Source organism: Xanthomonas euvesicatoria, from assembly GCF_013112235.1.
In the GTDB taxonomy this organism is placed as follows: domain Bacteria; phylum Pseudomonadota; class Gammaproteobacteria; order Xanthomonadales; family Xanthomonadaceae; genus Xanthomonas; species Xanthomonas euvesicatoria.
This window is the reverse complement of the sequence record NZ_JABFFS010000001.1, coordinates 4,747,594-4,768,805: the sequence shown is the minus strand read 5'-3', so window position 1 is coordinate 4,768,805 and position 21,212 is coordinate 4,747,594. Positions and strand designations below refer to the sequence as shown.

Sequence of the window (21,212 nt, the reverse complement as noted above, 5' to 3'; positions counted from 1 at the left end):
GTCGGGCAAGGAGGCGTCGCATGGCAAAACGGTGGAGTGTTACGGGACTGCTGCTCGCGACGGGCCTGATGAGCGGTCATGCATTGGCGGTGGTGCTCGATCTGGACAAGCCGTTCAAGCCTCAGGCGGCGCAGGTCCGCACCGACCTTGCCGACGGCGAGAAGTACTCCGAGATCAGTCAGGATGAGCGCGCTAAGGTGAACGCTGCGCTGGATCGGATCGAAGCAGCATTCCAGACGCAGCCAGATATCCAGGCACTGCAGCCAGAGCAATTGGCAGCGGTTCGCAACGATCAGGAGCTCGTCACCCGAATTTTGACCAAGGCACGCGAAGATAGCCGGCTGATTTGTCGGCGCGAGCGCGCGACTGGGTCGCAGATGAGTACGAAACAGTGCATGACGGCTGCCCAGCGGCGCCGTCAGACCACGGTGAGTCAAGACGAAATTTCTCGGCGCCAGCGCTAAAAACAGCTTAACGAACGAGGTTCCAGTGCGAATTCTAGTAATTGAAGACAACAGCGATATCGCCGCAAATCTCGGCGATTACCTCGAAGACCGGGGTCATACGGTGGACTTCGCCGCCGACGGGGTGACTGGCCTCCACCTTGCCGTGGTGCACGAGTTCGACGCCATCGTGCTCGACCTCAACCTGCCTGGCATGGATGGCATCGAAGTCTGCCGCAAGCTGCGTAACGAGGCGCGCAAGCAGACCCCGGTGTTGATGCTGACCGCGCGCGACTCGCTGGACAACAAGCTGGCCGGCTTCGACTCCGGCGCCGACGACTATCTGATCAAGCCGTTCGCGCTGCAGGAAGTGGAGGTACGCCTCAACGCGCTGTCGCGTCGCGGCAAGGGTGTGCACACCCGCGTGCTGGAAACCGGCGATCTGGAATACAACCTGGATACGCTGGAAGTGCGTCGCCGCGGCAAGCTGCTGCAACTCAACCCGACTGCGCTGAAGATCCTGCAGGCGCTGATGGAAGCCTCGCCGGCGGTGGTTACGCGCCAGGAACTGGAAACCCGCGTGTGGGGCGAAGAACTGCCCGACTCCGATTCGTTGCGCGTGCATATCCACGGCCTGCGCGCCGTGGTCGACAAGCCGTTCGATGTGCCGATGATCCAGACCCGTCACGGCATCGGCTACCGCATCGCCTCGCCCGATGCCTGAAAGTACGAGCGAGACGCGGCCGGCGCGCCGGCGCGGCCGCTATCGGCGGCGCCTGCGCAGCCGCATCATCTTGTCGTTCGTGTTGCTGGGCTTCTGCCTGACAACGCTGTTCGCCTTCGCCACCAACTGGGCGCGCTCGCGCGTGGAAAACCAGTTGGTGGAAGACGTGATGAATCGCAACATCGACGCCTTCGCGCAACGCTTCTATTCCGATCCAATGCGCAACCCCGATCTGCCGTTGCAGCAGATGCGCGGGCGCGTGGTCAAAAGCGACAAGTTCGAAGCGCTACGCCGCGAACAACCGGAGTGGTATCAGCTGCCCGACGGCATCCACACCATCACCGGCGTGGACGAAAGCGGCAATACCTATTCGTACAAGCTTGCGGTGCGCAAGACACCGAGCGAATGGTTCTTCCTCGCTTATGACATGACCCAGGCGCTGAAGGGCGAGATCCAGCTCAAGCGCACTCTAATCTTGTCGGTGTTGGTATTCAGCGGGTTTTCGCTGCTGATCGGCTGGTGGTCCGCGTCCAAGGTGATGCGCCCGGTCTCCGATCTGGCCGCGCGCCTGCGTGCCTATCGTGGCGGCACTAGCCAACCCAAACCGCTGGCGGCGCATTTTCCGGACGACGAAGTCGGCCAGCTGGCCGAAGCGCTGGACGACTACTCGGCGCGTCTGACCGAAGTGGTGCAGCGCGACCGCGAATTCAACGCGGACGTGAGCCACGAACTGCGCACGCCGCTGGCGGTGATCCGCGGCGCTACCGAGCTGCTGCTGACCAAACCGAACCTGGACGAAAAGGTATTGCAGCGGCTGCAACGCATCCAGCGCGCCGAGCAGCAATGCAGCGATTTGATCGGCTCGTTGCTGTTGCTCTCGCGCAACGAGCGCGGGCAGGGCAGTAGCAACGTCGCCAAGGTGGCCGAACAACTGATCGACTCGCACCGCGCGCAGCTCGGTGGAAAACCCCTGGAGCTCGTGCTGGAAGGCGTGCGTGACCTGGTCATCGATGCCCCGGAATCGGCCCTGTCGGTCGCGCTCGGCAACCTGATCGGCAACGCCGTCAAATACACCCAGGATGGCCAGGTGCGCGTGCGCGTGCTGGGCGATGCAGTGGAAGTGATCGATTCGGGCCCCGGCCTGAGCGAAGAAGACGCCGCCAAACTATTCCAACGCGGCTACCGCGGGACCCATGCCGGCCACTCGCAAGGCGGCGGCATCGGCTTGTCGATCGTCAGCCGGCTATGCGACCTCTACGGCTGGCGGGTCAGCGTACGGCCAGGGCAGGAGCGGGGCGTGATTGCGACATTGGCGTTTCATCGCTAGTTCGGCATTGCGACCTGTCATGTTTTGTGCTCCCGTCGGTGGGTGCGCGGAATTACAGGAAGGACGCGCTAATTCGTACGCTGGCGATAGCGCGCGTCGAGCTCGTGCGCCGCTCGAATCAGATGTGCCGGCTGGCCATCGTTGACCACGACATCGTCCGCCAGCGCAAGACGCTGCTCGCGGGACGCCTGCGCAGCGATCATCTGATCCGCCAATTCCGGCGTGCTTCCATCGCGGCGCATCAATCTTGCATGTTGCAGTTCGACTGGCGCATCGATCACCAGCACGCGATTTAACCAGGGATAGGCTGCGCGGCCACCCGCCTCGGTGAGCAAAGGGATCGCGACGATGGCATAAGGACCTTCAGCCGCCTGTGCCGCGCGCTGCAACTCTGCACGGATAGCCGGATGCGTAATTGCTTCGAGCGCTTTGCGTTGCGTCAGATCTGCGAAAACAATTTTGCGCAGCGCGGAGCGGTCCAGCGTGCCATCCGGCAGCAGGATGCCTGGTCCAAAGTAGTCGATGATGCAATCGAGAACAGGACCCGGCATGACGACCTGCCGCGCAACCACATCGGCATCGATGACCGGTACACCCAGCTTCTCGAACTCCACCGCCAGCGCGCTCTTGCCTGACGCGATGCCGCCCGTAAGACCGACGATGAAATCACTCATCGTCCTGCCAGGGTCAACGCAGACCCGCGAAGTGCAGGTAGCCGTCCACTAGGTCGTTGCCCCAGAAGAACACCACCCAACCAGCGATGGCCAGATAGGGGCCAAACGGGATTGGGGTGGCGCGGTCGCGGCCCTTGGCGACCAGCCAGATCGAGCCGAGGATGGCGCCGACCAGCGAGGAGATCAGGATGATGGGCAGGATGCCTTTCAGCCCGCACCAGGCGCCGAGCGCGGCCAGTAGCTTGAAATCGCCATGGCCCATGCCTTCCTTGCCGGTGAGCTGCTTGAACAACCACCAGACCGTCCATAGCGACACATAGCCAACCGCCGCGCCCAATAGGGCGGGCTTGGCCGGCATGTAGAGGTTGTCCATCGAGCCGACCAGGCCCAGCCACATCAGCGGCAGAGTCAGCTGGTCAGGCAGCAGCTTGTGCCGTAGGTCGATGCCGGACATCGCCACCAGGAAGCAGCTCAACACGATCGCGCCGAAGCCCTGCCAGCCAAAGCCGAAGCGCCACACGCTGGCGACGCACAGGATCGAGGTGAGCAACTCGACCAATGGATATTGAATCGAGATCGGCTTGCCGCTGTAGCGCGACTTGCCGCGCAGCATGACCCAGCTCAGGACCGGAATATTCTCCCACCACTTGAGCTTGTCGCCTGTCACCGGGTCGTGCGAGGGCTCCACCACGATCCCCGGCGGCGGCGGCTCGTAGATGTCCGGCAGCTCCAAAATCTCGCGCGCATCCCGCCGCCACTGCCACTCCATGCGCTTGGGCAAGCGCAGGATCACCACATTCAGGAAGCTGCCGATCAGCAGTCCCAGTCCGGCCGCGGCAGGAAAGCCGAGACCGGGATGCTGGTCGAGAAATGCCATTACGTCTTATCCAACCACCGAAGCGAGCTTGAAGATGGGCAGGTACATGCCGATGACCATGCCGCCGACTACTGTACCAATGAACACCATGATCAAGGGTTCGATGAGGCTGCTAAGTGCATCTACCGCATTGTTTACTTCCTGCTCGTAGTACTCGGCTACCTTGAACAGCATGGCATCCAGTGCGCCCGCTTCCTCGCCGATCGCTGTCATCTGGATCACCATGTGAGGGAACAGATTGACCTGTTTCATAGACACGTTGACCGGATAACCCACCGATACGTCCTCGCGCATACGCAGTACGGCCTTCTCATAGACTGAGTTACCGGTGGCGCCAGCAACAATGCCGAGTGCCTCCACCAGTGGCACGCCCGCCTTGAAGGTCACTGCGGTAGTGCGCGCAAAGCGCGCAATCGAGCTGTTATGCATGATCTGGCCAATGATCGGCACCTTGAGCACCAAGCGATCCATTCCATGCTGCATCGCAAACGAGCGCTTGTAGGCAAAGATGAAGCCCACGATCGAGCCAACGATCACAAGCAGCAGTAGCCACCAATACGAGACCATGAATCGGGACGCATTGACGATCAGCTGGGTGAAGGCTGGCAGTTCTGCGCCGAACCCCTTGAACACATCCTCGAACTGCGGCACGACCCAGATCAACAAGATCGAGCTGACGAGCAGGGCAACCGCCACGACCATCGCGGGATAGAACAGCGCCTTCTTGATCTTGCCCTTTAGGGCTTCCAGATTCTCTTTATACGACGCGATTGTGTCCAGGACGGTTTCCAGCACACCAGCGCCTTCGCCGGCCTTGACGAGGTTGCGATACAGCTCGTCGAACTGCACTGGATGCTTGCTTACCGCTTCGTGCAGAGAAGAACCGCCCTCGATGTCGGTACGGATTTGTCCGACCATCTGTTTCATGCGAGGGTTTTTGTGACCATTGCCGATGATCTCCAGCGACCCAACGATAGGCACGCCAGATTTCATCATGGTGGCCATCTGGCGACTGAAGAACGCAATTTCCTTAGGCGTGATCTTCTTGCCTGCCGCGCCAAACAATGGCTTGGGCTTGGGCTTGACGACGCTGGGCGTGATGCCTTGGCGACGAAGTTCTGCCCGTAACATATTGGCGTTGCGGGCGATCTGTTCGCCCTTCATTTTTACCCCCCGCTTGTCTGTCCCCTCCCAGACGAACGGGCTCATCTGTTGATCGGCGCTAATGGCCGCTGGCTTGCTCTTGATGGTGCTACGGACTGCCGACATGTCTGATCCCCATCCGCCATCCCCAGGCGGATACCCAGGCGATGGTAACGGGTTCTTCATCTTATGGCATCTCTATGGGCGCTCTGCTCCCAGTGGGAGCAGGCGGCTGACCCCCCGCGTCACTTATTGACCCATGCGGGCCTTGGCGCAACTCCGTCTCAAATCAGAGCAACCCGCATGCTTGCGTCGCAAGAGTAGGGCAATATTGTGACTCAGGAGTTGAATGGCAGCGCCGCCGCGACGTTGGCACGCATTTTGCTTTACAAATCCTGCACGTGGCACCCGCCGCGCGGCGCCCAAAGGGAGTGGCCCGCGGGCGGACAACTTCACCAACTCTAGGGGATACCTATGAAGAAGCAGCAAGGCTTTACGCTGATCGAACTGATGATCGTGGTCGCGATCATTGCCATCCTGGCCGCCATCGCGCTGCCGATGTATCAGGACTATGTCGCCAAGTCGCAGGTGACTGCTGGTCTGGCCGAAATCACCCCGGGCAAGACTCAGTTCGAAGTTAAGACCAACGAAGGCAGCACGATGAGCACCCCCGCGCAGATTGGTCTAAGCTCGTCCACCACGCGTTGTGGCATCACGGTTTCCGCTACTACCATTGTTTGCAACCTTAAAGGAAACGCGGCAAAGGTCAAGGATAAGAACGTGACACTGACGCGTACCGCTAGCACGGGAACTTGGGCTTGCAGCAGCAGTGTTGACGCGAAGTACAAGCCGGCTGGCTGCAGCTGATATAGAAAATCATGTAGAGAAAGCCCCGTATATCGGGGCTTTTTTAATTGTGATTGGCTGTTGAGTGGCATGTCCCTGGGGGAGAGGCGATCATGAGCACGTCTAAAGGCTTTACATTAATAGAGTTGATGGTCGTCATCGCAGTCATTGGAATACTGGCCGCAGTAGCTTTGCCTATATATCAAGGCTACGTGGCGCGGACCCAGGTTACTTCGGCGCTCGGTGAAATTTCGGTCGGGAAGACGAGCTACGAGCTCCTGATCGCGAAGGAGGCAGCAGCCTCCGAATTCACTGCAGAAGGCATTGGCTTGCAGGCAAGCACAGTGCGATGCAGAACCGTCGACGTCACTTTTCTTCCTGCAACTTCAGCAGGATCGATTAAGTGCTCAATGAACGGCGCGCTTGAGGTTCAGGGTAAGGAGATACGCTGGCAAAGAGACTCCTCCGGCAGTTGGTCCTGCCTGAGTACGGTAGGACAGCGGTACATACCTACGGGCTGCCTGGCGTCGTGACCAAATTTGGCTGAATTACATGATGAAGCTTTGCCAGGCGTGAGATGAAAAAGAATACAAAATTTGTCTTCTTGCTTTTTTTGGCGGCAACGATCGCTTGTAGTCTCTACATCCCCGGGCTGAGCGGCGGTTTTATCTTTGACGATTACCAGGCAGTGGTTGAGAATACGTCCATAAAGTTGGATCACATCACGTGGGACGGTCTGGCAGCCGCCGCCCGTGCATACGGCGGACCAATAGGTCGCCCGGTGGCGACGCTGAGTTTTGCCGCGGGTTACTGGCTGCACGGAATGAGTCCGTTCAGCTTTAAGCTGGAAAATCTGGCGATTCACTTCCTGAACATCCTGCTCGTGGGGTTTTTAGTACGAGGCATCATTCGCTTGGCGTGGCCGGAGGAATCTGAAAGAAGCCAATCCATCGCTACTCTTCTTATTGCATTGATATGGGGCCTACATCCTCTGCAGGTCTCATCCGTCCTGTATGTAGTTCAGCGAATGGAATTGTTGGGCAACCTGTTTTTGCTGATTTCGCTGAATTTTTATGTGGTGTCCAGGCTGCGCTGGATTCAGGGCCGAGAGTATGGAAGATTCCTTGTCTTGGCTGCATTGAGTTTGATATTGGGACTTCTCTCAAAAGAAAATGCGATTCAGGCCCCCTTGTACACTCTGTTTATGGAGCTGGTCTTTTTTGGCTTCAAGGGAAAGGATGGGCGAAGCCTGTCACTAAAGGTCATATATGCTTCTGTTTTCCTCGTGGGTAGCTTGCTGTTTTTTGGATTGCTGCTGCCGCGAATCGCTTATCAATTTGATATGCGTGACTTTACAATGCTGCAGAGGGTGCTGACGCAGTTTCGCGTACTCCCGTCATATCTGGGCTGGATGATTTGGCCATCGCCCGAAAATCTTACCTTTTATCATGATGATTTCGCTCCGTCGCGCGGCCTGTTCGACCCTCTGACGACAATTATAGGTGGCGCGGCTCTTGGATCTCTTTTAGTCGGAGCTTTCTATTGGCGGGTGCGTGCTCCACTAGTCAGCATAGCTATAGGCTTTTTCTTCGCGTCGCATGCAATTACAAGTGCACCCTTGGCACTTGAGCTTGTTTTTGAGCATCGCAATTACCTTGCTATTCTAGGTCCTGTTTTGATTGCAGCCTCGTTGGTACGAGCGCTCCTAAGAAAAAGGCAAATGGTTATCGGCTATTCGTTGATCACTGGCTGCATTTTAATGCTGATGTTTACGACGTTGCTGCGTAGCGCTACGTGGGGAGATCGTGTTCTACTCGCGACAGCGTCTGCAATAGATAATAAGTGGTCTCCAAGGGCTTCATACGAGCTTGCAAGCATTTATATGGAGAGAGCAGGGGGCGAGGCTGACTCTGTTAACTATAATTTCGCCATGGCCGAGTTGGAGCGTGCTATGGGCCTCCCGCGTTCATCCCCGTTACCAGAGCAAGCTTTAATCCTCATAGCTGTCAATGGTGGGCGGCAACCAGAAGAAAATTGGACGCGATCCATTGTCAAGAAGTTTGAGACCCGCCCTTTGGGGCCTCAGGAGTTCAGTGCGTTTTATTCACTTATCAGTGATAGAATGAAAGGCGTTAAAGTTTCGGACAAGTTAATTGTCCAGCTGAGCGAGTTGTACACTCGGAGGCAGCCCAACTTATTGGATGCGCATCTGCTCTACGCTGATTACGCAGGAAGGATTTTGCACGATTATTCTCTCTCAGCTAGAGAATATTGTTATGCTGTGGGGATAAAAAAAGATTCAGGTTATGGGGTCCGGCTCATCTCATCTCTGGTCGAGCAAGAGCGATTAAATGAGGCAAAGTTATTGGCGCCTTGCGTCTTGAGAAACAGCGATGCCAAACAAGCCTAACGATGTAGCGTCCTTCTCCTCGAAGGCCAAGTGTTCTAGTCCCATATATCCTGAAATCGGACCGGCATGGCCAAGTGCAGGCTGGAGCCCTGCGCCCCGCTATCTTCTTCGGCGAGCTCGCATGCTTGCTAATTTAGTAGATATAAAACCTGGGCGGACTCTTGAGGTAGGTAGCGGTTCAGGAGCTTTCTTGTATGAGTTGAAGGCAAGGGGTTACGACTGTGAGGGTGTTGAAATATCTCCTGACGCTATCTCCCTGTTCAAAAGACTTCACGATGAAGAAATCAAATTATCCAGCGAATTGCCCTCGCTCAAGGAAAGTTTCTCGCTTATTATTGCTTCGGAAGTCCTGGAGCATATTGAAAATGACGATCAGGCACTTCAGGAATGGATCGACCTTTTGGCACACGACGGACTCTTAATCTTAACAGTGCCAGCGCATATGAAAAGGTGGAGTGCCTCTGATGATTGGGCAGGCCACGTCCGAAGATACGAAAAAAAAGACCTCTTAGAAAAAATTCGTGACTGTGGACTTACCATAGTCAACTTCGAATGTTACGGATTTCCGTTATCTAACGTGTTGGAAGCTTTCTCCTCAGGGTTTTACAAAAAAAGAATAATCCGCAATGCGGCAGGAGAAGTCGAGCGATCCTCAAACAATCTGCGGAGTGGCGTGGATCGTGGCCCGGCGATAAAGTTCTTCGGCCTGATCTCGTCCCGTCTTGGGAGGGCATCGCTTAGGGTATTTTATAAAATACAATCCTTGTTTCTAAAGCGCGAGCTTGGCTCGGGCTACCTGGTAGTTGCAAAAAAATTGTGAGGTTTTTAAGTAAGTCATTGTTTTTAGCAATTGGATTGATGGCTTTCGGCGCGCTTGTGTACTTTGCTTGGGCTCAGCGTGATGCGTTTTTAGGCTTTGATTTTTTTAGCGCTGATTTTGTTATTCGATTTTTATTAAGTGCAATCTTCTTTTCTGCCATTTATCCAGTAAGCGGAATTGCCTATCATTTGCTGGTGCGGCATAAGTCCCCGTCCAGTACCTGGATATTGCAAACCAAGATCGTCAGTGTGGGGCAGCTCGCTAGATATTTGCCTGGGAACATCGCGCAGTTGATCGCTAGAGGTGCCATGCTGAAGGCCCAATCAGTACCTATGCTCTTGATAGCCAGCTCAATGGTGCTGGAAACCAGTCTGACTATTGTTGCGGCATCTTTTTTGAGTCTGCTTGGTCTTTTGACTTTCGGCTTCCAGCTACCTAGCTCTTTGGACTTCAGTGCCAAAAGCCTTCTTGTATTGAGCGCCTGTTCAGTAGCACTTTTATTGTTAATAAGCTTCAAATCAATACGTAATTATTGGCTCAGACAAGTGCTGTCTTTGTTGGATGGGTTGACTATTTCGATTTTAGCTAAAATTCTAGTTCTATACCTAATTAACTTTTTTCTTGTAGGGGTCGGTTTCACGATATTGGGCGGTTTTTTTGGCGTGCCGCTAGCTCAAGTCCTCTATATGTCCACTGCTTTCTCACTAGCATGGGTGATCGGATCCGTTATACCTGGGCCGCCCGCTGGTTTAGGGGTTAGGGAGCTAGTGTTGTTTTCACTGTTGTATCGCGTGATTCCCCATGATTCGGCTGTTGTGCTGGTGTCTATGCATCGTCTTAGTACTTTGCTTTCGGATGCAGTAGTTGGTTGCGCCGCTTGTTTGGCTTACTTCAAGAGCGACCTAAGATGATAATTCAGAGATAATGCGCATCCAGTTTTCCTTGATCGGAGCATGGCTTAGGTAATTTTTATAAAAATTTTCTGCGGATATTGAATATTTTTCACGCTCTAGTGGATTATCTCTTAGGAATTGGATTGCTTTTGCCAAAGCGTTTGGATCATCGGGTGGTACTTTCAGTATTGGCAGGTGTTCCTGAATGCCGGCTGGCAATGAATAGTTGCTCTGACTAATGACGCACCTGGCGAGCATCATGTAGATATATAACTTATAAGGCAGGACTCTGCGCGACTTCTCGTCACCGCTGAAGATGCCTAGGCAGATATCCGAATGAGTTATCGCTTCAGTCAGTTGGCTTGGAGATTGCCACGTTCTAATCCATTCTATGGCAGGAAAGTCTTTATCGCTTTTTATGGCAGTTTCCAGTTTGTAGGCTTCAGCGCCGTCACCTATGAACTTGAAATTAAAATCACCGTGGCTTTTCAGTAATCTCATTGCCTCGATGATCACGCCTATGCCGTGGAGGGGAATGAAAGTGCCTACGAAGAGTACTGACGTCACTTCGGGAGTGCTATAATTCTGAGTGGGTTGCTTGCTTTGGACAAGCTTTAGTCCAAGAGGTATGGCCTCTATTTTTTCTTTCGCGATAGAGAAAGTTTTTGCGATGTAGGCTGAGTTGGCTGTTGTATCAACGATTATTCTCGTGCATGTAGTTAGTGCAATTTTCTCAAGTGAAAAGAGAATTTTTGCAAATATCCTCGAGCCTTTAGCTCGATTCACGGACCATGATTCCCATAGTGAGATGAATGCATCTGCGACCAGAACAGGCCGGAATTTGACAGGCACTAACGACATTATTAGTAAAAAGAATATTCCAGGATATCTCACGTAAATGATATCCCCAGGCTTTTTGACTCGTAAAACTGTTAACGCACTGTAGAGATTGCGAGTTAGCAATTTCCACAAAACATCCATTTTTGCCAGGGGGCGCTTTTCGATTGATTCCCAAAGTTTTGTGCCGGGTGGCATTGAATAGCCACAATCTACGACATTTACATGGCTGATGGTGCCCAATATTTCCTGCGTAATTTCACCGTTGGGATACCCTGATCCAGTTGCATAATAGCCTGCAATCAAGATTCGTTGAAAGTGGCTGGGCAAGCTAGTCATCTTTTCGGTATGTCAAGGAGGTGATTTGTTCGGAAACTAATCCGATAAGAAATATTATCACCGACGCACTAAATAGCAGAAGGCTCATATTTGTAAACCTCATGGAGGTTATATATGTCCATGAATAATAAGCAAGGCCGGTAATGAAAAATCCTATCGATATCGGTGCGAATAATTTCAAGGGTGAGTAAAGTGTGGCGATTTTGAATATGATCAATAAAAATCTGATGCCGTCTTTTATTGGTCGTATATGGCTCGCAGTTCCAACTCGCTTCGCCACTGGGATAGATACATAAGCAACGGGGTAAGCGCTTCGGAAGAATGCCATCGTGCTGGTGGTGGGGTAGCTAAATCCGTTTGGGAGTAAGTGAATAAATTCTTTAAATCTTATCGAGCGCGCTGCTCGGAATCCTGATGTTAAATCTTTAACATCGAATCCGGTCATCTTGCTTGCCAGCCAATTGTAGAACGCATTCGCTACACCTCGATGTCTACTTGCCTGTCCAGCGCTATCGCGCGCTCCGACTACCATGTCGTATCCTTCATCGAGTTTATCTAGAAGGTTCCGTATATTGGCAGGGTCATGTTGACCATCGGCATCCATGAATATCAGGATGTCTCCCGTGGCTGCTCTAGCCCCCCGTTTAATTGCGGCTCCATTCCCCATTGAATATGGACTGCTGAGAACTAGTGCCCCTAATTCTTTCGCGACTGAGGCCGTTGTATCGATTGAGCCATCGTCGACGACAATGATCTCGGCATCTGGATAATAAGCCCTGAGCTTTGGGAGTGTCTTCCTGAGTCCCTCGGCTTCGTTTTTGGCAGGTAGCACTATACTAATTGTGTTCAAAATCTTTCCCCAGATGAACAGGACTTATTCTAGTTGCATCAATCATGACTTGCTACACCTACGTGCATGACAGTGATTGTATGGCCGCGGCCGCCTCGTCTGCTGCGCAGAAATCGGCGTTCCTCGTAACAATGACGCCCGTCCATCGAGTCTTGGTCATAGCGGGGCAGAATTTGTTTGCGTAGTTGCTACTTAGAATCTGATTGTGTAATTGGTACAGTGTGACTGAAATTCTGGGGAGCGAAGGCTAAAGCTAATGACCGCAACACTCACCGCAAACTTGGTTGGTATCACTGGCATCGCCCGGCGACTGGTTCAGGACGGCGCGCTTGACGAAGTCGCGGCGCGCGCTGCGATGGAGCACGCGAGTTTGGCGAAAATTCCTTTGCCACAGTGGTTCGCAGAAAAAAAACTCGTGACGGCGTCTCAGCTGGCCGCTGCAAATGCAGTCGAGTTCGGCATGCCGTTGATGGACGTATCGGTGTTCGATGCTAATCAAAATGCGGTCAAGCTGGTCAGTGAGGAGTTGCTCCAGAAGTACCAGGTGCTGCCGCTGTTCAAGCGCGGTAACCGGCTGTTCGTGGGGGTGAGCAACCCGACCCAGACTCGCGCGCTAGACGACATCAAGTTCCATACGAATCTCGTGGTCGAGCCCATCCTGGTCGATGAGGACCAGATCCGTCGCACCTTGGAGCAGTGGCAGGCCAGCAATGCTGCGCTGGGATCTGCGCTGGGTGACGACGACGAAGGTATGGACAACCTAGACGTGTCTGCTGGCGACGAGGACATGGGCGCCGGCGGGGATTCCGGGGTCGATGCCAAGGGCGACGACACGCCGGTGGTGAAGTTCGTCAACAAGGTGCTGGTGGATGCGATCAGGCGGGGAGCCTCGGACATCCATTTCGAGCCCTATGAAGACGACTACCGGGTGCGCTTGCGCATCGACGGACTGCTGAAGAACGTGGCCAAGGCGCCGGTGAAGCTGAACCAGCGCATCGCAGCGCGCTTGAAGGTGATGTCGCAGCTGGATATCGCCGAGAAGCGGGTGCCGCAAGACGGGCGCATCAAGCTCAACCTGTCCAAGACCAAGCAGATCGACTTCCGTGTCAGCACCTTGCCGACCCTGTTCGGTGAAAAGGTGGTGCTGCGTATCCTGGACGGCAGCGCGGCCAAGCTGGGCATCGACAAGCTGGGCTATGAGGCGGACCAGCAGAAGCTGTTCCTGGAGGCGATCCACAAGCCGTACGGGATGGTGCTGGTGACCGGGCCGACCGGCTCGGGCAAGACGGTGTCGTTGTACACCGCGCTTGGAATTCTCAACGACGAGACACGCAATATCTCCACCGCGGAGGACCCGGTCGAAATCCGCTTGCCTGGCGTCAATCAGGTGCAGCAGAACAACAAGCGTGGCATGACCTTTGCCGCAGCGTTGCGCTCGTTCCTACGCCAGGACCCGGACATCATCATGGTTGGCGAAATCCGTGACCTGGAGACGGCCGAGATTGCGATCAAGGCGGCGCAGACCGGTCACATGGTGTTGTCGACGTTGCACACCAACGATGCGCCGCAGACCATTGCACGCTTGATGAACATGGGCATCGCGCCCTACAACATCACCTCGTCGGTGACCTTGGTGATCGCGCAACGTCTGGCGCGGCGGTTGTGCAACAACTGCAAGCGCAAGTCGACGCTGCCTGACAACGCATTGCTGGCCGAAGGATTCACCCCCGCGCAGCTTGCTGCCGGGATCGAGCTGTATGAAGCGGTCGGTTGCGACGAGTGCACCGAAGGCTACAAGGGGCGTACCGGTATCTACCAGGTCATGCCGATGACCGACGAGATCGGCGCGATCGTGCTGGAGGGCGGCAATGCGATGCAGATTGCCGAGGCCGCGCAGGCGATCGGTATCCGCGATTTGCGGCAGTCAGCCTTGATGAAGGCTGCCCACGGGGTGACCAGCCTGGCCGAGATCAATCGTGTGACGAAGGACTGAGCCAAGATATCAGAAGGCTCTGCAGCTGCACATTCCTGCCGGGTGTGCAGAATTTATTCCTGGCTGACGTCGCCCATTGAGATTTAATGCCAGCTGGGCGGCGGCATCGTGGACATCAAACTTATCATTACGCCCCATAGCATCCCATTTTTCGGTCCAGTCGGAGTTGTGGGTGATCGATCACAAATAATCGTTTGATAACGCTCATTGCGTTGACAACGGCCAAGTTGCGTCCAGATAATTTTCGGGCAGGGGATTCCCAAATGCTGTGCTGATCTGAGCCTCGTCGATTGGCAGAGTGCCGAAGGAGTTGCGCAATGATTGAGCTGAAAGCCCATCATTTTGCTGTTTTTCTGTGTGGAATTTTGTCTTGTAGTTCAGTGGATGCTGCGGTCAAAACGATTACGGCTAGCGCTCGTAATGGTGGTTCGACGCAAGGGAGCGCGATAGCGTCAAACTTATCAGTTGTGACCTGCACACAAGCAACTGGAGGAGGGGAGGCGGGCACCTTCTGCTCGGTTCAGGCTCCTGGGTGGAACGGGGTTCTCTCGGTAGGTGAATCGATAGGTACAAATGCCCCAGGTAATGTCGTTCTCAATTGCATCGGTTCCTACGCAGCAAGTGGTGGTGGTCTGAGCTGTGCGGCAAGAATTGATGACACGACGTGTTCACCCGAGCAGACCATCTTTGGCTCTGCGCGGAATGGCAGCTCGTTCCGCGGTCTGGCTCCTGTCAAATCTGCAGCCATCATCCAATGCACTCAGGCCTCGGGCAGCGTTACCGGTACGACCTGTGGCATACAGTCTCCAGGCTACAGCGGAAGTTTGACGCCTGGTCAGTCAGTGGCCTCAAATGGACCTGGGACTGTATCGCTTTCCTGTGGCGGGCAGTACTCGGCAAACGGTGGCGGTCTTTCCTGCTCTGCGCAGGTAAGCCAAGTTTGTCCCTGATGATCATGCGAGTCTTTTGGGAGGCGCTGTCAACAAGAAATCTCGGGCATGATTTCAAGTGAGCTCTTGAAGTCAGTGCGTTTTTCGTTGGAGCTTAGATCTGGCAAGATTTAAGCTCCAATTCCAGATTTTCCAGCGGAACGTAGTTAAGCAGTATCGTAGGTGCAGGACAAGCGACTCGATCATCTGATGCAGTCAGTGAGACATTGTGAGCTTTACTGCTGCTGCGAGAACTTCTAACTAGGCAGGGAAGAATTTCTTGGTCAGCATTGGGTGCAAGGCATTCAAGCGTCACGCACGATGCTTTTCCCGGCTACGTGTTCCTTCATAGCGAGGTGCATTGCGAGTGGCAACTCAGTCCATCCCCAGCTTCTTCAACTTATAACGCAGCGCGCGAAACGTGATGCCCAGCTGCGCCGCAGTCTTGGTCTTGTTCCAGCGGTTTTCTTCCAGCGCCTTCTGGATCGCGGCGCGCTCCAGTTGCTCGATGTAGGACGGCAGCGCGGCTGAGGCCGGGTCGATGTCCACGACGGCTTCGCGCTGTTCGGCCGCGGCGCCTCCGTTGGGGACGGCCAGACGGTGGCCGCCGTGAGCGGGCAGGCGCAGGTCGGTGGCGCTGATCTGGTCGTCTTCGGCCAGGGCCAGGGCGCGTTCGAGGATGTTTTCCAGTTCGCGCACGTTGCCTGGGAAGCCGTAGTGATTCAATGCGTCGAGCGCCGACTGGGTCAGCAGCGGAATGGGGCGGCCATGGCTGTGCGCCAGGCGCGCGATGATGGCAGCGGCCAGCTGCGGCAGATCGCCACCGCGTTCGCGCAGCGGCGGCACACGCAACTCGATTACGTTGATGCGGTAGTACAGGTCATGCCGAAAGCGGCCGTCGGAGACCAGGTCGCTCAGGTCCTTGTGGGTGGCCGAGAGGATGCGCACATCCACCAGCGATTCGCTGGATGCGCCGACCGGTCGCACCGACTTTTCCTGGATGGCGCGCAGCAGCTTGACCTGCATCTGCAACGGCAATTCGGCCACTTCGTCCAGGAACAAGGTGCCGCCGTGCGCGGCCTGGAACAGGCCGGGCTTGTCGGCATGCGCGCCGGTGAAGCTGCCCTTCTTGTGGCCGAAGAATTCGCTTTCCATCAATTCGGCGGGAATGGCGCCGCAGTTGACCGGCACGAACGGGCCGGGGGCGCGTGCGCCTTGTTCGTGGATGGTGCGTGCGACCAGTTCCTTGCCCACGCCGGATTCGCCGACGATGTAGACCGGCGCCTGGCTGCGCGCGACCTTGCCGATGGTGGCGCGCAGGCTTTCCATGGCACTGGAGTCCCCGAGCAGGCGGCTGGCCTGTTCCGGTGGCGGCGGTGGCGGAGCGGGACGGTCGCGATTGTTCAATTCCAGCGCGTGCTTGACCAGGCCGCGCAGCACGCCGATGTCGACCGGCTTGCTGACGAAATCGAAGGCGCCGGCTTTCAGCGCTTCCACGGCCAGGTCCATGCTGCCGAAGGCGGTGATCATCGCCACCGGCGTCTGCGGGTAGTGTTTTGCGATTTCGGTGACCAGTTCGATGCCGTTGCCGTCCGGCAACCGCATGTCGGTCAGGCACAGATCGTAGGGGTTGTTGGCCAGCAACTCGCGCGCCTCGGCCAGGTTCGCCGCGGTGCTGATGCGCAAGCCCATGCGGCCCAGGGTGAGAACAAGCAACTCGCGGATATCACGCTCGTCATCGACAACCAGGGCGCTTTTGGGTTCGTTCATGGGACGCACGATAGCCCAGCGTGATGATGGTCGACAATTGTCGAGCAGGTCGCGGCACGCCGATTCACCTGTTACGCGGGTGCATCACTGCGGCATTCAGCGCGTTTGCAAGGCGCCGATGCCAGTCGGCGATGCGGGGCTGTCGATGGGCTGCGTTGCCAAACGCGTCTGCCTCCGACAGCCTTGCTGGCGTAAGCCCGCACGACCCGCAAGCCAGGCACCGCGTTGGTTTGCGTCTTCGCCAGTTGCAACGTTCTGCTATCGAACAAGTGCCGCGCTGCGCGATATCGTCACATCAGACATCCCGCTCAGCCGATAGCCGAACACTTACTTGCCGAGCAATCCGTTGGGTCCTTGCAACGAAATCCGGAAGCACGCACCGCCGCCGGGGACCGCGACATAGTCCAGTTGCGCCTGGTTGGCGCGGCAGAGTTCCTGGGCGATGTACAGCCCCAGGCCGGTGCCGTGCTCGGAGGTGGTGTAGAACGGGCGGAACAGTTGCGCCGCCACGGCCTCCGGGATGCCTGGGCCGCGGTCGATCACATCGATCACAGCCATGCGCTCGAGGCGCTCGACGTGCAGCTTGACCCGCGCCGGTTCGTCCATCACCCGGCCGTACTTGAGTGCGTTGTGCACCAGCGCGGTGAGGATCTGATGCAGGTGCTTGGGGTCGACCAACGCATGCACGGAGCTCCCCTGGATGCTGGCCTCCAGGATGTCGGTTTCCATCGACAAGGTCTGGCGATATTCAACCACGAAGCGGCGCACGAATGCGGCCAGGTCCAGGTTGTCCGGGGTGGCGCGTTCCCGGCGCGCCAGTGCGAGCACGCTTTCGACGATGCCGTTGGTGCGCTGACATTGCTGGTGGATGATCTGCAGCAGGCGGCGGTCGGCATCGCCGATGTCCGGCGATTCTTCCAGCAACTGCGAGGCGTAGCTGATGGCGGCCAGCGGGTTGCGGATCTCGTGCGCCAGGCTGGCCGAGAAGCGTCCCATGGCCGACAGGGTCAGCGACTCGGCACGGCGCGACACCACCGTGGCATCGTCCAGAAACACCAGCACCAGATCGCTGTCGGCGAGCAGGCGCACGAAGCGCGGCTGCACCTCCGGGCGGTCGGCGCCGAGTTGCAGCGGGGCTTCTTCCTGGCGCCAGCCGCTACGCCAGCGCTGCAGCCGGCGCGCCAGCTCCGGGGTGAGCGCCACCAGCGACAGGTCGGTGGGCGGGGTGCGTTGGTCGCCATCGCCCAGCAAGCTCAGCGCTGCTTCGTTGGCCAACGAGATGTGGTTGTGGGTATCCACCACCAGCACGCCGGTGCGCATGCGCCGGATGATCAGCTCGTTGATCTCGTACAGATTGGCGACCTGGGCGCCGCGTTCTTCGGCCAGCATCTGGTTGCGACGGGCGCGGGCGGCGATTTGTTCGCAGATGAAGGCCACCGCGACGTAGCTGGTGGCAAACATCGCAAGCTCGGCCACCGGACGAGTGGCGCCGCCGCCTTCGAGCAGGGTCCACAGGTATTCCAGAAGGATGGCGGCGCTGGCGAGCACCGCGATGCTCATGCCGTAGCGCAGCCGCAACAGGATCGAGGCGGCCGCCACGTTGAACAGCAGCATCATCGCAATCCCGGCGCTGGCACCGGGCAGGGCGTGCGTGGCCAGGGTGGCGGCAAGGATGTCGGCCACTACCGCGCACAGCACGGTGGGGGTGAGGCGGCGTTCGCCGCGGCCCCAGAACAGCAGCGGGATCGCCATGCACAGGTAGCCGATCGCCACGCCGGCGGCCAGGCGCGGGTAGCGCGGATCGGGAATGGCGTCGGACAAGGGGCTGAACACCAGCGCGGCGATCAGGCCGGCCACCAGCACCCGGTACAACGAGAAAAAGTACAGCTCGCGCTGCGGCGCGGACTGGAGCCGGGCGATGAGCGATGCGATGGATGCCAAGCCGATTCCCCGCTGGAGCGAGCCGCGAGTATAGGCAGGTGCGCGGCCTGCGCAGCGCTTGCGCACAGAGTCGGCCTGCGCGCAAGCGCTGCGATCGGGCGGCCAATCCCGGGCAATTTTGCGCCGCACGGCGTGGTCGGCCACAATAGGCGGCCCGTTCGCGTCCCATGACGTGCCGCCCCGGCGGTCTGCGTTGCACGCAGCGGTCGTTTCCTTTTCCCACGGTGACGCATGAATTTCCACGAATACCAGTCAAAACAGCTGCTTGCCGAGTACGGCATCCCCGTTCCGGCCGGCAAGGTCGCGGCGACCCCGGACGAAGCGGTTGAAGTCGCCAATTCCCTGGGCAATGGCCCCTGGATGGTGAAGGCGCAGATCCACGCGGGCGGCCGCGGTAAGGCTGGCGGCGTCAAGTTCTGCAAGACCACCGACGACGTGAAGGCCGCAGCCGCCAAGATGCTCGGCACCAAGATGTCCACCTACCAGACCGCCGGCGTCGAGCTGCCGATCAACCTGGTGCTGGTCACCACGGCCGGTGAGATCGTCAAGGAGCTGTACCTGTCGATCCTGGTCGACCGCGGCACCAAGACCATCACCTACATCGCCTCTTCCGAAGGCGGCGTGGAGATCGAGCAGGTTGCGGCCGAGACGCCGGAGCTGATCCACGCGCTCAACGTCGATTTCGTCGAAGGCGTGCAGGGCTACCATGGCCGCGATTTCGGCTTCAAGCTCGGCCTCAACGCCAAGCAGGCCGGCCAGTTCGCCAGCATCATGGTGAACCTGTATCGCCTGTTCAACGAAAAGGACCTGGCGCTGGTTGAAATCAACCCGCTGGCGATCCTGGACGACGGCAACCTGTACGCGCTGGACGGCAAGTTCGACAGCGACGACAACGCCGCGTTCCGTCAGAAGCAGCTGGTCGCCATGCGCGACAAGACGCAGGAAGACGAGACCGAAGTGACCGCGTCGGAGCTGGACATCAACTACGTCACCATGGACGGCAACATCGGTTGCATGGTCAACGGCGCAGGCCTGGCCATGGCCACCATGGACGTGATCAAGCTCAATGGCGGTGAGCCGGCGAACTTCCTGGACGTGGGTGGCGGTGCGAACAAGCAGCGCGTCATCGAAGCGTTCAAGCTGATCCTGTCCTCGGACAAGGTCGAAGGCATCTTCGTCAACATCTTCGGCGGCATCGTCCGCTGCGACATGATCGCCGAAGGCATCATCGCCGCGGTCAAGGAAGTGGGCGTCAAGGTTCCGGTCGTGGTGCGCCTGGAAGGCACCAACGTGGAAGAAGGCAAGCAGCTGCTGCGCGATAGCGGCATGGCCATCATCCCGGCCGACAACATCAACGACGGCGCCAAGAAAGTCGTTGAAGCTGTCAAGAACGCCGCCTGATCCACGATACCGAAGGAACTATCCATGTCCGTTTTGATTAACAAGAACACCAAGGTGATCGTGCAGGGCTTTACCGGCCAGCAGGGCACCTTCCACGCCACTCAGATGGTCGAGTACGGCACCCAGGTCGTCGGCGGCGTGACGCCCGGCAAGGGCGGCACCACCCACATCAATCTGCCGGTGTTCAACACCGTGGCCGATGCGGTCCAGGCCACCGGCGCCGATGCGTCGGTGATCTACGTGCCGCCGCCGTACGCGGCCGATGCGATCCTGGAAGCGGCTGCGGCCGGCATCAAGGTCATCGTTTGCATCACCGAGGGCATCCCGGTGCTGGACATGCTGCGCGTCAAGAACGTGCTGACCCGTTCGCATCCGGACACCGTGCTGATCGGGCCGAACTGCCCCGGCGTGATCACCCCGGGCGAGTGCAAGATCGGCATCATGCCGGGCCACATCCACAAGCCGGGCAAGATCGGCATCGTGTCGCGTTCGGGCACGCTGACCTATGAAGCGGTCAAGCAGACCACCGAAGTGGGCCTGGGCCAGAGCACCTGCATCGGCATCGGTGGCGACCCGATCAACGGCCTGAACTTCGTCGACTGCCTCAAGCTGTTCAACGAGGACCCGCAGACCGAAGGCATCATCATGGTGGGTGAAATCGGCGGCGACGCCGAGGAAGCCGGTGCCGAGTACATCAAGAACCACGTCAAGAAGCCGGTTGTCGGCTTCATCGCCGGTGCCTCCGCGCCGGCCGGCAAGCGCATGGGCCATGCCGGTGCGATCGCGTCCGGTGGCAAGGGCACGGCCGAAGGCAAGTTCGCGGCGATGGAAGCCGCTGGCGTCAAGACCGTCCGCTCGCCGGGCGATCTGGGTGCGGCGATTGCGGCGCTGGTGAAGTAAGTCTTACCAGTGTGGTGTCGCAGAAAGCCGCCTTCGGGCGGCTTTCTGCGTTTACGGGGATACCTGATGCAGATGGCAGGGATTGCGCACTGCAC

Annotated in this window: 18 protein-coding genes; 11 read left to right on the top strand and 7 right to left on the bottom strand. The window is 57.4% G+C overall.

Annotated features, from left to right (window positions below):
- Window positions 1–20 precede the first annotated feature (20 nt).
- The 3 genes from HLH45_RS20370 to HLH45_RS20360 are packed head-to-tail and all read left to right on the top strand — an operon-like array spanning window position 21 to window position 2,494.
- Window positions 21–464, top strand: coding sequence for a hypothetical protein (locus HLH45_RS20370; protein WP_008576857.1), 444 nt, complete (start codon window positions 21–23; stop codon window positions 462–464).
- Window positions 465–489: 25 nt separating this feature from the next.
- Window positions 490–1,167 (top strand): response regulator transcription factor, encoded by a 678-nt coding sequence (locus HLH45_RS20365; RefSeq protein WP_003490678.1) that lies wholly within the window; start codon window positions 490–492, stop codon window positions 1,165–1,167.
- Complete coding sequence (locus HLH45_RS20360) at window positions 1,160–2,494, top strand: sensor histidine kinase (protein ID WP_008576864.1); 1,335 nt, start codon at window positions 1,160–1,162, stop codon at window positions 2,492–2,494. Before HLH45_RS20365 ends, HLH45_RS20360 begins: the two co-directional genes overlap by 8 nt.
- A gap of 68 nt (window positions 2,495–2,562) precedes the next feature.
- Here HLH45_RS20360 and coaE read toward each other — a convergent pair whose 3' ends face one another.
- Genes coaE through HLH45_RS20345 form a run of 3 tightly spaced genes read right to left on the bottom strand, consistent with a single transcriptional unit; the run spans window position 2,563 to window position 5,314 of the window.
- Window positions 2,563–3,168 carry a dephospho-CoA kinase gene (gene coaE / locus HLH45_RS20355; RefSeq protein WP_008576866.1) on the bottom strand — a complete coding sequence of 202 codons (606 nt, stop codon included), beginning with the start codon at window positions 3,166–3,168 and terminating at the stop codon, window positions 2,563–2,565.
- Window positions 3,169–3,181: 13 nt separating this feature from the next.
- Window positions 3,182–4,045, bottom strand: a complete 864-nt coding sequence (locus HLH45_RS20350) for a prepilin peptidase (protein ID WP_008576868.1) — start codon at window positions 4,043–4,045, stop codon at window positions 3,182–3,184.
- A 6-nt stretch (window positions 4,046–4,051) separates the two neighbouring features.
- Complete coding sequence (locus tag HLH45_RS20345) at window positions 4,052–5,314, bottom strand: type II secretion system F family protein (protein ID WP_033479185.1); 1,263 nt, start codon at window positions 5,312–5,314, stop codon at window positions 4,052–4,054.
- A gap of 348 nt (window positions 5,315–5,662) precedes the next feature.
- On the opposite strand from HLH45_RS20345, the gene HLH45_RS20340 reads away from it, so the two are divergent.
- From HLH45_RS20340 to HLH45_RS20320, 5 genes are all read left to right on the top strand, one after another.
- On the top strand, window positions 5,663–6,055 hold the full coding sequence (locus tag HLH45_RS20340) for a pilin (protein WP_008576871.1): 393 nt from the start codon (window positions 5,663–5,665) through the stop codon (window positions 6,053–6,055).
- Between the two features lie 92 nt (window positions 6,056–6,147).
- Entirely contained in the window at window positions 6,148–6,567 is a 420-nt protein-coding gene (locus HLH45_RS20335) for a pilin (RefSeq protein ID WP_033479197.1), read from the top strand.
- 44 nt (window positions 6,568–6,611) lie between these two features.
- Window positions 6,612–8,444 carry a hypothetical protein gene (locus tag HLH45_RS20330; protein WP_008576878.1) on the top strand — a complete coding sequence of 611 codons (1,833 nt, stop codon included), beginning with the start codon at window positions 6,612–6,614 and terminating at the stop codon, window positions 8,442–8,444.
- The gene (locus tag HLH45_RS20325; protein ID WP_074053365.1) at window positions 8,428–9,264 is read left to right on the top strand and encodes a class I SAM-dependent methyltransferase; all 837 of its coding nucleotides are present in this window, start codon (window positions 8,428–8,430) and stop codon (window positions 9,262–9,264) included. Before HLH45_RS20330 ends, HLH45_RS20325 begins: the two co-directional genes overlap by 17 nt.
- A complete protein-coding gene (locus HLH45_RS20320) occupies window positions 9,261–10,175 on the top strand; it encodes a lysylphosphatidylglycerol synthase domain-containing protein (RefSeq protein ID WP_126952614.1) in 915 nt (304 codons plus the stop codon). The genes HLH45_RS20325 and HLH45_RS20320 overlap by 4 nt, the downstream gene beginning before the upstream one ends.
- On the opposite strand, the gene HLH45_RS20315 is transcribed toward HLH45_RS20320, so the two are convergent.
- Together HLH45_RS20315 and HLH45_RS20310 are read right to left on the bottom strand one after the other, a co-directional pair.
- Complete coding sequence (locus HLH45_RS20315) at window positions 10,167–11,333, bottom strand: glycosyltransferase (protein ID WP_077708931.1); 1,167 nt, start codon at window positions 11,331–11,333, stop codon at window positions 10,167–10,169. The genes HLH45_RS20320 and HLH45_RS20315 overlap by 9 nt on opposite strands.
- Window positions 11,326–12,183, bottom strand: a complete 858-nt coding sequence (locus HLH45_RS20310; protein WP_074053368.1) for a glycosyltransferase family 2 protein — start codon at window positions 12,181–12,183, stop codon at window positions 11,326–11,328. The genes HLH45_RS20315 and HLH45_RS20310 overlap by 8 nt, the downstream gene beginning before the upstream one ends.
- A 256-nt stretch (window positions 12,184–12,439) precedes the next feature.
- On the opposite strand from HLH45_RS20310, the gene pilB reads away from it, so the two are divergent.
- A complete protein-coding gene (gene pilB / locus HLH45_RS20305; RefSeq protein ID WP_008575094.1) occupies window positions 12,440–14,176 on the top strand; it encodes a type IV-A pilus assembly ATPase PilB in 1,737 nt (578 codons plus the stop codon).
- 1,304 nt (window positions 14,177–15,480) lie between these two features.
- Here the strand turns inward: pilB and HLH45_RS20300 are convergent.
- Both HLH45_RS20300 and HLH45_RS20295 read right to left on the bottom strand, forming a co-directional pair.
- Window positions 15,481–16,875, bottom strand: coding sequence for a sigma-54-dependent transcriptional regulator (locus HLH45_RS20300; RefSeq protein WP_008575092.1), 1,395 nt, complete (start codon window positions 16,873–16,875; stop codon window positions 15,481–15,483).
- Between the two features lie 327 nt (window positions 16,876–17,202).
- A complete protein-coding gene (locus HLH45_RS20295; RefSeq protein ID WP_033478933.1) occupies window positions 17,203–18,816 on the bottom strand; it encodes a sensor histidine kinase in 1,614 nt (537 codons plus the stop codon).
- 231 nt (window positions 18,817–19,047) lie between these two features.
- Between HLH45_RS20295 and sucC the strand changes: the two genes are divergently transcribed.
- Both sucC and sucD read left to right on the top strand, forming a co-directional pair.
- Window positions 19,048–20,217 carry an ADP-forming succinate--CoA ligase subunit beta gene (gene sucC / locus HLH45_RS20290; RefSeq protein ID WP_007965356.1) on the top strand — a complete coding sequence of 390 codons (1,170 nt, stop codon included), beginning with the start codon at window positions 19,048–19,050 and terminating at the stop codon, window positions 20,215–20,217.
- Between the two features lie 24 nt (window positions 20,218–20,241).
- Window positions 20,242–21,117 (top strand): succinate--CoA ligase subunit alpha, encoded by an 876-nt coding sequence (gene sucD / locus HLH45_RS20285; protein ID WP_029820064.1) that lies wholly within the window; start codon window positions 20,242–20,244, stop codon window positions 21,115–21,117.
- Window positions 21,118–21,212: the final 95 nt, after the last annotated feature.

Bases quoted from the DNA above. Each gene is read 5' to 3' on its own strand.
- HLH45_RS20370 (WP_008576857.1), top strand. From the start codon at position 21: ATGGCAAAACGGTGGAGTGTTACGGGACTGCTGCTCGCGACGGGCCTG.
- HLH45_RS20360 (WP_008576864.1), top strand. From the start codon at position 1,160: ATGCCTGAAAGTACGAGCGAGACGCGGCCGGCGCGCCGGCGCGGCCGC.
- coaE (WP_008576866.1), bottom strand. From the start codon at position 3,168: ATGAGTGATTTCATCGTCGGTCTTACGGGCGGCATCGCGTCAGGCAAG.
- HLH45_RS20350 (WP_008576868.1), bottom strand. From the start codon at position 4,045: ATGGCATTTCTCGACCAGCATCCCGGTCTCGGCTTTCCTGCCGCGGCC.
- HLH45_RS20345 (WP_033479185.1), bottom strand. From the start codon at position 5,314: ATGTCGGCAGTCCGTAGCACCATCAAGAGCAAGCCAGCGGCCATTAGC.
- HLH45_RS20340 (WP_008576871.1), top strand. From the start codon at position 5,663: ATGAAGAAGCAGCAAGGCTTTACGCTGATCGAACTGATGATCGTGGTC.
- HLH45_RS20335 (WP_033479197.1), top strand. From the start codon at position 6,148: ATGAGCACGTCTAAAGGCTTTACATTAATAGAGTTGATGGTCGTCATC.
- HLH45_RS20330 (WP_008576878.1), top strand. From the start codon at position 6,612: ATGAAAAAGAATACAAAATTTGTCTTCTTGCTTTTTTTGGCGGCAACG.
- HLH45_RS20325 (WP_074053365.1), top strand. From the start codon at position 8,428: ATGCCAAACAAGCCTAACGATGTAGCGTCCTTCTCCTCGAAGGCCAAG.
- HLH45_RS20315 (WP_077708931.1), bottom strand. From the start codon at position 11,333: ATGACTAGCTTGCCCAGCCACTTTCAACGAATCTTGATTGCAGGCTAT.
- pilB (WP_008575094.1), top strand. From the start codon at position 12,440: ATGACCGCAACACTCACCGCAAACTTGGTTGGTATCACTGGCATCGCC.
- HLH45_RS20300 (WP_008575092.1), bottom strand. From the start codon at position 16,875: ATGAACGAACCCAAAAGCGCCCTGGTTGTCGATGACGAGCGTGATATC.
- sucC (WP_007965356.1), top strand. From the start codon at position 19,048: ATGAATTTCCACGAATACCAGTCAAAACAGCTGCTTGCCGAGTACGGC.
- sucD (WP_029820064.1), top strand. From the start codon at position 20,242: ATGTCCGTTTTGATTAACAAGAACACCAAGGTGATCGTGCAGGGCTTT.